Source organism: Alicyclobacillus acidoterrestris (assembly GCF_022674245.1).
GTDB classification, from domain to species: domain Bacteria; phylum Bacillota; class Bacilli; order Alicyclobacillales; family Alicyclobacillaceae; genus Alicyclobacillus; species Alicyclobacillus acidoterrestris.
Window position 1 is genome coordinate 2,424,703 of sequence record NZ_CP080467.1, and the last position, 12,368, is coordinate 2,437,070.

Sequence of the window (12,368 nt, forward strand, 5' to 3'; positions counted from 1 at the left end):
ATGTGCTTACGTAAAATTAATTGAACATTCTATCACAACTGTGTGCGGACGGCTATATGAACGATTTGCAAGCAGCTTTCAATTCCTTTGTAAAATTGCACACTTGGTCGATGACTGAGTCCACGTTTTGTTCGGCCACCTTGGCGATCCGCCGGACATAGGCGCTGCCGACAATCACACCGTCAGCGTAGTCGGAAATCTCCTTGGCGTGCGCAGGCTGACTGACGCCGAAGCCGACGCAGGCTGGCAAGTCGGTGTATTGCTTGACCGTCTCCACGAGATGTTGCACGTTCGCGGCAACCGCACTGCGCTCGCCAGTGACGCCAAGTGACGATACACAGTAGACAAACCCGCTCGCCGCCTCGCAAATCGCTTGTATCCGCGCCGCGCCGGACGTCGGTGCCACCAGCGGAATAAACGAGATATCACAGTGACGGGCAACCTGAGCGATATCTGGCGCCTCCTCTAATGGGACGTCAGGAATAATGACACCGTCGCCACCTGCACGGGCGAGTTGATCGAAAAACGCTTCGATGCCAAATTGCAGGATCGGATTGACATACGTAAATGCGATGATGGGTTTCTGAGTCCGCGAACGAAGCTGTTCAATCATTCGAAAACTGTGTGGCAATTGGAATCCTGATTGTAAACTACGTAAGGCAGCAGCTTGGATGACTGGGCCATCGGCTAGCGGATCGGAATATGGAAAGCCCAATTCAATCATATCCGCACCTGCGTCGAGAATGGCATCGACGAGTTTCAATGATTCATCGTAGGTCGGATCCCCAGCGACGACGAATGGAATGAGGGCCGTCTTTCCGGACAGCGCTGCAAACGCCTGTTCAATTCTCCCCATGTGCGCGCCCCCTTTCCAGATTCGCCACCTGTTCAACGTCCTTGTCGCCGCGTCCGGACAGGCAGACAACGACGTGTTCATCAGCGGACATGTGTTTTGCTTCCCGCATCACATAAGCGATGGCATGTGCGCTCTCCAGCGCCGGAATGATACCTTCTGTCTTCGATAAGAAGTAAAAAGCCTCGAGTGCCTCCGCGTCGGTAACAGGCACGTATCGCGCACGTCCCGATTCACTGAAATGCGCGTGCTCTGGTCCGATTCCCGGATAATCAAGCCCTGCTGAAATCGAATGCGCAGGTGTCACCTGGCCGAATTCATCCTGCAAAAGCATGGTCTTCGCACCATGGATGACACCGGGGCGTCCCCGATTGATGCTCGCCGCGTGGGCTTCGGTGTCCACGCCGTGTCCCGCCGCCTCGACGCCAATGAGTTCAACCGATTCGTCTTCGACAAACGGGAAAAAGATGCCCATGGCGTTGCTGCCGCCACCGACGCAAGCCACGATTTTGTCTGGCAAGTGGCCGTTCTGCTCCAACATCTGCGCTTTCGTCTCATCGCCGATCACCCGCTGGAAATCCCGCACCATCTGCGGATACGGATGGGGGCCAACCACTGAACCGATGATGTAATATGTGTCATCGACGTGGGATACCCAATAGCGAATCGCCTCATTTGTCGCGTCCTTTAACGTTTTCGTGCCAGAGACGGCTGGTACCACTTCTGCGCCGAGCATGCGCATCCGAAAGACGTTTAGGGCCTGCCTGCGCATGTCTTCCTCGCCCATGAACACCGTACATTCCAAGCCAAAGCGCGCCGCCACCGTCGCCGATGCGACACCGTGCTGCCCGGCGCCGGTCTCCGCGATAATGCGTTTTTTCCCAGTGTGCACGGCAATGAGTGCCTGACCGATGGTATTATTGATCTTGTGCGCACCCGTATGGTTTAGATCTTCGCGCTTCAGGTAAATTTTTGGCCCACCGAGTGCTTGGGTCAGTCGCTCAGCGTAGTACAAAGGCGTCGGACGACCCGAATACTGCTGCAAAAAATATTGTAACTCCCGCTGAAACGACGCATCTGCGCGCAAGCGCAAGTAGTCCTTTTCCAATTGAATCAACGCGGACATCAACGTTTCTGGTACGTAACGTCCTCCAAAACCGCCGAAACGGCCAGTTTGGTCGGGGTAGACATACGCTTTTGCCACTTGGGTTCACCGCCTCTATTTCAGCAATTCATTCTCATGATTGTGCTACAACGACTATCACTTAATTATCTCAATACAACTGTACCGTTTGCTGGACACAATGGAGAAACGCGTTAATCAACCTCACATCTTTTCTCCCATTGCGCTCGACACCCGACGATACGTCAATACCTGTCGGTCGGCACAGTTTCAGCAGGAATGCTACATTATCTGGGCGTAGACCGCCGGCAACCCACCAATCTCGTCCGTCTAAAGCGGCGGCCAAACGATGAAGAATCGTCCAGTCGAACGTTTGCCCGTGACCCCCCGTCACGTTCGCACCGACAGGCGGTTTTGCGTCGAGTAATACCGCATCTACGCAGTCTTTGTAGAGATCGATTTGGCTTAAGACGGTATCGAGACCGCCGTCAGAAAGCGGTACAGAGATGGCCTTCCAGACCGATACACCGCTGTTTTTCAACGTCTGGCAGACAGCAGGCGCCTCATTTCCGTGCAGTTGCGCGACCGAAATTCCCGAGGCATCGACCGCTCGCAAAATGTTCGCCACCGGTTCATCGGCAAAGACGCCAACCGCCTGTGTATCAGCAGGAAGTGCTCGAATGGCCCCTCGTACGGCCGTTGGTTCGACATACCGTTTGGACGCCTTGACAAAGACAAATCCGACATGGTGCACGAGTGGGTTCTCGGTAAATGACAGGTCGTCCTGCGGTTGTAATCCGCATATTTTGACTTGTACAAGTGGTGTGCGAGATAGATTCATCTGCGCCCAACCGGTGCCTTGGCCATCTGCAACGCCGTCAAGCATGTCGCCACGTCCCCTAAGTCCTCGTGCCGCATCAACAATTCGCCAACGAGGACGCCCCGAGCGCCGGCGGCGGCCATGCGCTGTGCATCGACCATGCCCAACACGCCGCTTTCCGAAATCACCACCACATCGTCTGGCAACGCGTCAATCACCTGTTCGGTGACGCCCAAGTCGACCTCGAAGGTGTGCAGATTGCGGTTATTGATGCCGAGAATACTCGGCTTGGCCGCAAGCGCGGCGTCCAGTTCGTGTGTGCCGTGGACTTCAAGCAATACGTCCAGGCCCAAATCTTGCGCATAAAAGGACAGCGTCTGTAAGCGTTCGTTGGGCAACGCTGCGGCGATAAGTAAGATGACATCAGCACCAGCAGCGTACGCTTCGTCGATTTGCAGTTCGTCAATCACAAAGTCTTTGCGCAAAATCGGAAGGGAGACAGCCTCCCGGACAGCTCGCAAATCGTCTATCGATCCGCCGAAATACGTGCGGTCGGTGAGCACGGAAATCGCCGTGGCGCCCGCTTCTTCGTAGACGCGCGCGCGCGTCGCAGGATTGATTTCCGCCTGAATGACTCCCTTCGACGGGCTGCGGCGCTTGATCTCGGCAATGACGCCGAGTTTTGTGCCTTCGAGAAGCTTTTGTCGCAAAGAGTGGATTTCTCGAGGGGCGCCCCGGTCAAAGGAAATGCCCTGCGCCCGCAGATGAGCGACTTCTTCGCGTTTGGTTTCGAGAATTTTATCGAGAATACTCATCAGCCGATAACCTCTCTTGTGTCCGGAGCCATCGCGTGACTTTCGCGAATGAACTCTTCCAGTTTTTCGTATGCCGCGTGGGAGTCAATCAGTTCTCTGGCGAGGTCTGCAGCGGTGCGCAAGTCACGTGCTTTACCACCAACGTACAATGCAGCTGCGGCGTTGAGTACGACGATGTCGCGATGTGGGCCATGTTTGCCGTGCAAAACCGCCTCCATGATGGCTGCATTGACACTTGGATCACCGCCTCGAATGGCGCTCACGTCCGCGCGCGCCACACCGACCTCTTCTGGGACGATGCGCTTCATTTCAATATCCATGCCGCGCACCTCGGCCACCGTGGTCGGTCCTGAAATCGAGAGCTCATCCAAGCCGCCGGCTCCGTGGACGACGAGGGCGTGATCAACCCCCAACTGAGCCAACGCATGCGCCACCGGTTCGACCAGGGACTCGCGGAACACGCCGAGCACTTGCCGTCTCGTGCACGCCGGATTGGTCAGTGGGCCGAGAATATTAAAAATGGTTCGAAAGCCCAATTCTTTGCGGGCGATGGCAGCGTGTTTCATGGCGGGGTGGAAGACTGGGGCAAATAAGAAACAAAGGTTCGTCCGCGCAAGAAGCGCTTCGCAGGCGCCCGCGTCGAGATCTATCCGAACTCCGAGCTTTTGCAGCACATCCGCACTTCCGCTCTTGCTAGACGCGGCCCGATTACCGTGCTTTGCGACGGGAATGCCCGCCGCCGCGGCAATAATGGCTACAGTCGTGGAAATATTAAACGTGTCTGCTCCGTCCCCGCCCGTGCCACAGGTATCCAGTGCACCTGCAGGTGCCTCCATCGGCGTTGCATTTCGGCGCATTGCGCGTGCAAACCCGACGATTTCTGAGGGGCTTTCACCGCGAACGGCCATGGCGCTGATGAGGCCAGCGATTTGAACGGAAGAGACACGTCCATGCATTAATTCATTCATCAATTCGTCCGCCAAGTCGGCCTCAAGACATTGTCCGATGGCGACCGAACGCAGAGCAAGATCTACGATACGGCTCATCCCGTACTCTCTCCTCTCAACTCAGAACTGCCTACGGCGGTCTTTGCCCTACGACATAGCGCAGGCGCGTCGAATCGCCCGCTGACAGCTCTCAACTCACTCAACTCTCTCAACTAAAAACACATGTGGCACTCGCCACATGTGTTCATGGTATATGGGATGATGCCGTCCGTCAACCGCCATTTGCCTCAGATGCCGTACAACGAACGGTACACTTCGCGTGAACTTTTTGAATATGTCTCCGTATAAGCTGAATTAGTCCCGCGCGAGATCAGGGCGCAACTGCACGGCTTCGCCTAAGTATGCATGGACGAGTTCAGACTGCGCCTTCTCGGTATTGACGTGCAGCAACACGCGAACACTGCGCGGCAAGGAGTTTGGAACATCCAACTCCCGCGCGCACATCAACGGCACCCACTGCCATCCAGGCAGGCTGCGAACTGCCTTTGCGGGAAACGCGGAGGATAAATCGGGCGTCAGCGTCAACAACACACTCGCCACATCATCGACGTCGATGTCGTTGAGGCGCACAATTTCCTCAATCAATTCTTTCGTCGCAGCAAAGATCTCTTCTGGCGTGTCTTCATTTACCGTCGTGGCACCACGAATCCCGCGAACTTTCATCATTCCGCCTCCTCTAAGGCCCGCTGATACACTACTTCCACTTCCGCTTTTGACACGTCTTTGACAATCGCGACGTCGCCAATCGCCGTCGGCAACGCGAATGTCCACAGCGTGCTGCCGTGCTTTTTATCGACGTCGATAAGTGCTGCAACTTCGTTCCAATCGTCGCGCGGCGGCGCCGTCGGCAAACCGTGGTTGGCAAGCACAACCTCAATCCGACGCGCCGTCTGTTCGTCGAGAAGACCGCGTGCGACAGCGAGTTTCGCTTCCAGCACAAGCCCAATGGAAACAGCTTCTCCGTGCCCCAATTGGTAATGCGATCTCTGCTCAATGGCATGCCCCAGCGTATGCCCGATGTTGAGTACCTGACGCCGACTCGCCTCGCGCTCATCGGCTTCGACCACGTCGATTTTCACCTTCATGGCCGCGGTGAGAATCGGCTCCAGCACGGCGGCGTCTGGACACGACGTCAGTGGTTGTGCCTCTAACTGCTCAAACAGTTGCGGATTGCCGATGATGCCGTGCTTAATCACTTCCGCCATCCCGTTTATCCACTGCCGCGCAGGCAAGTGCGCCAGTGCCGAGAGGTCGTATAAGACGGCACGCGGCGGGTAAAATGCGCCGACCAGGTTCTTTCCTTCGGGTAAGTTCACGCCGACTTTTCCGCCAATGCTGCTGTCGTGTGCAAGCAAGGTCGTCGGTGCCTGCACGAACGCAATGCCCCGGAGGTAGGTGGCGGCGATGAAGCCAGCGAGATCGCCAATGACACCACCGCCCAGCGCGACGATGAGGTCGCTGCGGCGCATGCCGAACGCTAAAAGCTTCGGATAGAGTGTGCTGGCCACGGCCAAGGACTTGCTTTGGTCACCCGCAGGTACTTCTAGACATTGGGTACGGTATCCCGCATCTTCAATCGACTGGATAGCCGTTTTCGCAAACGGCAATTGGCCGACGGTTTCATCCGTAATGATGGTCACGCGCGTGTCCTTTGGCGTGTTGAGCGCCACCAGGTGTTCCCCAAGTTTCTCGAGGACATGCCCATCGGCCACCACTGGGTAATCGCCGGTTTTGCTCTTCACGTGGAGTGTACTCATCGTTTTGCCACTCGCTCGCGATATTTTTCGTAGTTGTCCTGCATCTGTTCCAAGGAATCGCCGCCGAGTTTTTCGATTAACGCATCGGCGATGACCCACGCCACCACGTTTTCACCGACGACGGACGCCGCAGGCAGCGCACAGTAGTCCGAGCGCTCGATGGCGGCGAGTTCCGTTTCCTTGGTCTTCATATTGACGCTCGGCAGTGGCTTGTAGAGGGTCGAAATGGGCTTCATCGCGACGCGTACAACCACGTCTTCGCCGTTGGTCACGCCGCCTTCGAGGCCCCCTGCCCCATTCGTCGCGCGCAGATAACTGCCGTTTGCATACGCAATCGGATCATGTACTTTCGACCCGAACCGCCGTGCGGCTTCAAAGCCGAGTCCAATTTCGACGCCTTTGATAGCTTGGATGCTCATCAGTGCGCCTGCGAGTCGACCGTCGAGCTTCCTGTCTGGCATTGCGTAGCTGCCGAGCCCAATTGGACAACCGCGGACAATGACTTCGAAAATGCCGCCGACTGTGTCGCCATTTTCCTTGGCCTCATCAATGCGCCGAATCATCTCGGCTTCTGCGCCCGCATCTGCACAACGCACTTCGGAAGCGTCCGCCCGCGCACGGAGCTCATCGAGACTATCCGGCAAATCTTTGGCAACCACATCGCACAACTCGACGACGTGTGCGGTGACCTCGATGCCGAACTGCTCCAGCAACTGTTTGGCAAGTGCCCCAGCCGCCACAATCGTCGCCGTGTTGCGGGCGCTCGCGCGTTCGAGCACGTTGCGGATGTCCTCGTGGTCGTACTTGATGGCGCCAGCCAAATCGGCGTGTCCTGGGCGCGGTCGGTAGATCTCTTTGAGATCTTCCGGTTTTTCGCCAAACACAGCCATTCTATCGGTCCAGTTTTTGAAGTCCCGGTTGACGACGTTCATCGTAATCGGCGTGCCTAGCGTCCGCCCAAAGCGAATCCCGCTGGTGACTTCGACTGTATCGGTCTCAATACGTTGCCGAAACCCGCGTCCGTAGCCCATTTGCCGACGGCGCAGCTGCTCGTCGATATACTCCTTGGACACAGGGAGATTACTAGGAAATCCATCAATAACAACGGTCAATCCCGGTCCATGGGATTCACCTGCGGAAAGATAACGAATCAAAAAAAGCCCTCCCGTATGTACGCTCGGCAAAACCGAGTGAACACCCTGAATGGCTCGTATTATAGCATACGATGATGCACTGGTAGATCATGTTGTCAAAAAAGCGAGGGAGCAATGCCCCCTCGCTTCACCGCACTTCGTACGTTTTGGCCGCTTCCAGTACCAGTTTCAACGCGTTGTCGACGTCTGCTAAATCGACGACCGTCTGTGTCGCGCCAACGTATCGGGCCGGATACGAAACACCGCCGATGTTGATGCCATCTACGGACAACTGAACCGCACCAGCATCGGATTTGCCACCTGGCCACACTTCATATTGCACGTCAATGCCAAGTGTTCCAGCGGCCGCAATCAGGTGATCTTTGACGGCGAGTGGCACAATCGCGGTACCATCCATAATTTTTATCGCAGGTCCCTTCCCCAACGACAGCGCCGTCGCTTTACCGGATGGCACGTCGCTGGCAGGCGCGGCGTCAATGATGAGCGCGAGATCAGGGTTTATCTGATAGGCGGCAGTGCGCGCGCCACGGCCCCCAACAGCGTTTTGAGTGGTTAACGCGAGCGTCACGTGACGACCCGCTGCAGCCAACTCACGGAATGCCGCAATGGCGATAGCGCAGCCGACGCGGTTGTCAAGCGCTCTCCCTGCTAAGCGGTTGCCGGTCAACTCGTAAAGCGGCTGCACAACGACGCCGCCAAGGCCGATTTGTACTCGTTGTCCCGCATCTTCACGGGAGTTGGCACCAATATCGACATAGAGGTGATTGAGTGATGCGTCTGCCAGTTTCACGCCATCCTCCAAGCCAATCACCCCACGCACACCATTGGTGAACTCGACTTGTCGAGAAACAAGCGCAGCGGGTTCTAATGTGCCCATCGCAATCACGCGCAGAAACCCGTCTGCGTCGATATCAATCACCATCAGACCAGGTTCGTCCGCGTGCGCGGCCAACATGATATGCGGCCCCTCCCCACGCTTTATGGCGATGCCGTTGCCGAGGGTATCGACGAGCGTTTCGTCTGCCACCTCTTTCAAATCCTGCATCCACTGCGACATCAGCGCGCGTTCGCTCCCAGACGGTGCGATTTCTTGCGCGAGGCGCGTAATCAAGTCCCTCATAGCGAAAACCCTCCCTGTTCTATCTCCCGAAGCACCGCTTTTAACAGCAGGAGGGAGTTGTTGAAGTCGTCGAGCGAAGCCACTTGCGCAGGAGCGTGGATATAGCGAACCGGGACGGAAATCCCGCCGCCGATGACACCTGCCCGAACCTTGTGTATCGCACCGAAGTCGTTGCTTCCCCCTTTGACGCGGCGAAGTTGATACGGAATGCCGTGTTTCTGTGCGACGTGAATCATGAAATCGAGGAACCGCCTGTCCGCAATTGTCTGTCCGTCCTGCACGGTGAGCGCCGGTCCGGCACCCATGACGGTCGACTGACCGTGTGATGGCGCACCGACGACATCGAAACAGACCGTTCCTTCGAGCGCAATGGCAATGTCGGGATTGATGCCGTAAGCAGCTGCCTGTGCGCCGCGCAGCCCAATTTCCTCCTGGACGGTGAAGGCGCCAAACAGCGGCAAATCGTACGATTCGCGCAGCGCTTCAATCAATAACGCACACCCAAGCCGGTCGTCAAACGACTTGCCTTTGATAGCTCCCTCCCCAATTTCTCCGAACTGCGTCGCGAAAATCGCAACATCTCCTGGCTTTACGAGCGATCTCGCTTCCTTGGCATCCCGGGCACCAATATCGATATACAGTTGATCCATCGCCAACGGTTTACGCCGTTCACTGGCGGCCTGAAGATGTATCGGTTTCGCGCCAATCACGCCTGGAATCCGCGCTTCACCAATAAAAACGGGCTTACTGACGAGAACCCGCGGGTCGATGCCGCCAAGCGCCCGGAACTTCAACAATCCATTTTCACGACCGCTCTCGCACACTTGGACGATCATCAAACCGACTTCGTCCATATGGGCGTCGAGCATCACGCGCGGTCCAGGTTTATCGACTCCACCATTGTTGACTAACAGGTTACCAAGCACATCCGTGCGGATGTCCTGAACGAGTGGGGTTACTTCCTCGCGAATGACGTTGCGGATTTCGTCTTCGAAACCAGATGGCCCCATCGCCTCCGACAATCGTTTTAATAGCATGACAAGTCCTCCACTGTGGCCGCGTCGACATCCGCAATGTACTGGGCCAAGAGGCGGCCACAGGCCACGATGTCGCGGTACGCGCCTGTTTCGACCGACGTGTGCATATAGCGCAAAGGAATACCGACTAACGCCGTTGCGATTCCTGCGCGCGCAATTTGAAAGGCCCGTGCATCCGCGCCTACAGGTCCCTGCGAGAGCTCAACCTGGTACGGGATGCCCTCTCTGTCCGCGATGGCGGTCAAGTGCCGGAACACTTTCATGTGCAAATTCGGTCCATAGGAAATCGCAGGTCCCCCGTCCAATTCGAAGCCCTCGTCGGCTGCCTGGCCCGGAAAATCGCCAAATGTAACATCAATGGCAATGGCGATATCCGGGTCGACACCATAGCCAACCGTTGCCGCGCCACGCACGCCAACTTCTTCTTGAACGCTGGCAACGGCATAGACGTCCGCCGTGTGCCGTAGCTTTTTCAAAACTTCGAGCGTTTCCAGGATGATGGCGACACTCGTCCGATTGTCGAGTGATTTGCCGGCGAGCCTGTCGTTTTGCAACGAATAGACATCGCGTGCCAACGTCACCCTATCCCCGATTTGCACCAGTTTGCGGACAGAGGATTCGGGCCGCGCGATATCGATAAACAATTCCTCCAAAGGCGCCGCTTTCGTGCGTTCCTCTGGCGCTGTGAGATGTGGCGGTTTCGATCCGACAATACCGAGATACCGCCCCTCTCTGGTATGTACATAGACTTCTTGGCCGACGAGCGTTCGTGGGTCGAATCCGCCAGTTTGCGCGACGCGGAGAAATCCGCCCTCCTCAATGCGCGACACGACCAGTGCAATTTCATCCATATGGGCAGACAATAAAATCCGGGGACGCGAGCCTTCCCCTTCCCCGGCGACGACACCAATTAAGTTGCCGAGCGTGTCCACGCGCAGATCTGTTGTGTATTCCGAGAACGCTGCTCGAATCCGGTCTCGCACCTGGTGTTCAAAACCAGGGCCACCGTGCAGTGTGACCAGTTCGCGCAACGTTTCGAGATGCTTGTACCCTGCCATGACACCTCTCCTAGTATATTGATGTCACGTACTCCAAAGAGTTTTGAGATAAAATTCTCGTAGTGGTCGGGGTACTACGAACCTCTCCTTGGGACCATTGGTTCTCGACTTAAAGAGTGTAGTCCCCGCCTTGCGAGCGTTACGAATGAGCTGGATGTTGAAGGGTTTATACCCTATCTCCGAATCTCAAACTAGGTTGTAGATCGCAAGGTTGTGCGGATCCGACCCATTTGGAGGTACGTGCAATGTATTTTGTTGGTATTGATATTGCTAAGCGTAATCATGAAGCCTGCATGATCGATTCAACTGGGCAGAGCCAAGGCAAGACTTTGCGCTTCCCAAATACTCAGGCTGGAGGCCAGAAGCTCATTCAGTGGATGCAGAATGTCGATCACGATTTGTCATCCACAGAAGTCGCAATGGAGGCCACTGGTCACTACTGGTTGGCTCTACACTCGTTTCTCCGTAAACATGGCATACGGGTGCGTGTCATCAACCCCATTCAGTCGGATGCCTTTCGAAACATGTACATTCGACAAACCAAGAATGACACGAAGGATGCATTCATCATTGCTGAAGTGTTGCGCTTTGGACGATACAGTACGACAGAACTCGGCAGTGATGAAATTGTTGCCTTGCGTCAATTGAGCCGATTCCGATTCAGTCTGGTAGACTCAATTTCAGACCTAAAGCGACAGGTCATCAGCGTGCTAGATATGCTGTTTCCCGAATACGAGCGACTCTTCTCAGACCTATTTGGTAAGACGTCCTCCGAATTATTGATGGAATACACAACACCGGAAGAGATCCTTGCCGTAGATACAGAAGAACTGGCGGCCTTCATTGCCAAACATAGTCGGAACCGTCTCGGACTGGACAAAGCGGAAGAACTCAAATCTGCCGCTGCTGCGTCGTTCGGCATCGACACAGCACTGGACGCGTATCGACTGCAATTGCGCCTGCTTCTCCAGCAGATTCGCTTCACAGAGGAGCAATTGGATTCACTGAACAGTGAGATCAAAAAGCGTCTCGAAGCCGTGGATACCAACCTTGTCACAATTCCAGGTATAGGTCCCGTCTTGGCTGCTGCCATTCTCGGTGAAATTGGCGATATAGCCCGATTTCCAACTGGCGTAAAGCTCGTTGCATTCGCCGGAATTGACCCTACAGTGCGTCATTCAGGAGAATTCACCGGAACGCGCAACCGAATGTCCAAACGTGGCTCACCTTATTTGCGCCGAGCCATCTGGCTTGCCGCAAGTGTCGCGAAGGTACACAGTCCAATTCTCAGAGATTTTTACGAACAGAAGCGGGCTCAAGGGAAACACCATTTAGCTGCAACCGGCGCCGTGGCGCGTAAATTGACATACATCATTCATGCCGTCTTACGGGATAAAAAGCCATACGAGCCAATCGCGTAAACCGAACGTCCCGTCTGAATATTCACATCAAGTCTGCTTCTGACAGGCTTATATAGATGCGTCCAAAAATCACTTCCCTTCATTGTTCTTAGAACTCAATTGAGTGCTTGACATTAGATAGCTGGTCTTTAATCCAATCGAGTTGAGTGAACACTTTGAGTGTACCAAAAATGTGAACTTCTCGTCCTCCGCGTGTAGTCCGT

12 protein-coding genes are annotated in these 12,368 nt (G+C 55.5%); 1 reads left to right on the forward strand and 11 read right to left on the reverse strand.

The features are described 5' to 3' along the window. Positions 1-52: 52 nt before the first annotated feature. From trpA to K1I37_RS11640, 11 genes are all read right to left on the reverse strand, one after another. Positions 53-856: a tryptophan synthase subunit alpha gene (gene trpA / locus K1I37_RS11590; protein WP_021298407.1), complete on the reverse strand. Its 804-nt coding sequence runs from the start codon at positions 854-856 to the stop codon at positions 53-55. Then, the gene (gene trpB, locus K1I37_RS11595) at positions 843-2,057 is read right to left on the reverse strand and encodes a tryptophan synthase subunit beta (RefSeq protein ID WP_021298406.1); all 1,215 of its coding nucleotides are present in this window, start codon (positions 2,055-2,057) and stop codon (positions 843-845) included. The genes trpA and trpB overlap by 14 nt, the downstream gene beginning before the upstream one ends. Positions 2,058-2,127: 70 nt before the next feature. Next, positions 2,128-2,862, reverse strand: a complete 735-nt coding sequence (locus K1I37_RS11600; RefSeq protein ID WP_021298405.1) for a phosphoribosylanthranilate isomerase — start codon at positions 2,860-2,862, stop codon at positions 2,128-2,130. Next, the gene (gene trpC / locus K1I37_RS11605) at positions 2,814-3,611 is read right to left on the reverse strand and encodes an indole-3-glycerol phosphate synthase TrpC (protein WP_021298404.1); all 798 of its coding nucleotides are present in this window, start codon (positions 3,609-3,611) and stop codon (positions 2,814-2,816) included. The genes K1I37_RS11600 and trpC overlap by 49 nt, the downstream gene beginning before the upstream one ends. Continuing rightward, positions 3,611-4,657 carry an anthranilate phosphoribosyltransferase gene (gene trpD / locus K1I37_RS11610; RefSeq protein ID WP_021298403.1) on the reverse strand — a complete coding sequence of 349 codons (1,047 nt, stop codon included), beginning with the start codon at positions 4,655-4,657 and terminating at the stop codon, positions 3,611-3,613. Before trpD ends, trpC begins: the two co-directional genes overlap by 1 nt. Positions 4,658-4,912: 255 nt before the next feature. Continuing rightward, the gene (aroH, locus tag K1I37_RS11615; protein WP_021298402.1) at positions 4,913-5,281 is read right to left on the reverse strand and encodes a chorismate mutase; all 369 of its coding nucleotides are present in this window, start codon (positions 5,279-5,281) and stop codon (positions 4,913-4,915) included. Further along, positions 5,281-6,375: a 3-dehydroquinate synthase gene (gene aroB, locus K1I37_RS11620; protein ID WP_021298401.1), complete on the reverse strand. Its 1,095-nt coding sequence runs from the start codon at positions 6,373-6,375 to the stop codon at positions 5,281-5,283. The genes aroH and aroB overlap by 1 nt, the downstream gene beginning before the upstream one ends. Then, positions 6,372-7,526 carry a chorismate synthase gene (gene aroC, locus K1I37_RS11625; RefSeq protein WP_152498876.1) on the reverse strand — a complete coding sequence of 385 codons (1,155 nt, stop codon included), beginning with the start codon at positions 7,524-7,526 and terminating at the stop codon, positions 6,372-6,374. Before aroC ends, aroB begins: the two co-directional genes overlap by 4 nt. Before the next feature lie 130 nt (positions 7,527-7,656). Then, complete coding sequence (locus K1I37_RS11630) at positions 7,657-8,649, reverse strand: zinc-binding metallopeptidase family protein (RefSeq protein ID WP_021298399.1); 993 nt, start codon at positions 8,647-8,649, stop codon at positions 7,657-7,659. Then, on the reverse strand, positions 8,646-9,686 hold the full coding sequence (locus tag K1I37_RS11635; RefSeq protein ID WP_021298398.1) for a M42 family metallopeptidase: 1,041 nt from the start codon (positions 9,684-9,686) through the stop codon (positions 8,646-8,648). Before K1I37_RS11635 ends, K1I37_RS11630 begins: the two co-directional genes overlap by 4 nt. Continuing rightward, the gene (locus tag K1I37_RS11640; protein WP_021298397.1) at positions 9,677-10,744 is read right to left on the reverse strand and encodes a M42 family metallopeptidase; all 1,068 of its coding nucleotides are present in this window, start codon (positions 10,742-10,744) and stop codon (positions 9,677-9,679) included. Before K1I37_RS11640 ends, K1I37_RS11635 begins: the two co-directional genes overlap by 10 nt. 245 nt (positions 10,745-10,989) lie before the next feature. On the opposite strand from K1I37_RS11640, the gene K1I37_RS11645 reads away from it, so the two are divergent. Further along, complete coding sequence (locus K1I37_RS11645) at positions 10,990-12,165, forward strand: IS110 family RNA-guided transposase (RefSeq protein WP_021294825.1); 1,176 nt, start codon at positions 10,990-10,992, stop codon at positions 12,163-12,165. The last annotated feature ends 203 nt before the right edge of the window (positions 12,166-12,368 follow it).

Excerpts from the sequence above, each read along its gene's own strand:
- trpA (WP_021298407.1), bottom strand. The coding sequence starts at position 856 with ATGGGGAGAATTGAACAGGCGTTTGCAGCGCTGTCCGGAAAGACGGCC.
- K1I37_RS11600 (WP_021298405.1), bottom strand. The coding sequence starts at position 2,862 with ATGCTTGACGGCGTTGCAGATGGCCAAGGCACCGGTTGGGCGCAGATG.
- trpC (WP_021298404.1), bottom strand. The coding sequence starts at position 3,611 with ATGAGTATTCTCGATAAAATTCTCGAAACCAAACGCGAAGAAGTCGCT.
- trpD (WP_021298403.1), bottom strand. The coding sequence starts at position 4,657 with ATGAGCCGTATCGTAGATCTTGCTCTGCGTTCGGTCGCCATCGGACAA.
- aroH (WP_021298402.1), bottom strand. The coding sequence starts at position 5,281 with ATGAAAGTTCGCGGGATTCGTGGTGCCACGACGGTAAATGAAGACACG.
- aroB (WP_021298401.1), bottom strand. The coding sequence starts at position 6,375 with ATGAGTACACTCCACGTGAAGAGCAAAACCGGCGATTACCCAGTGGTG.
- K1I37_RS11630 (WP_021298399.1), bottom strand. The coding sequence starts at position 8,649 with ATGAGGGACTTGATTACGCGCCTCGCGCAAGAAATCGCACCGTCTGGG.
- K1I37_RS11635 (WP_021298398.1), bottom strand. The coding sequence starts at position 9,686 with ATGCTATTAAAACGATTGTCGGAGGCGATGGGGCCATCTGGTTTCGAA.
- K1I37_RS11640 (WP_021298397.1), bottom strand. The coding sequence starts at position 10,744 with ATGGCAGGGTACAAGCATCTCGAAACGTTGCGCGAACTGGTCACACTG.
- K1I37_RS11645 (WP_021294825.1), top strand. The coding sequence starts at position 10,990 with ATGTATTTTGTTGGTATTGATATTGCTAAGCGTAATCATGAAGCCTGC.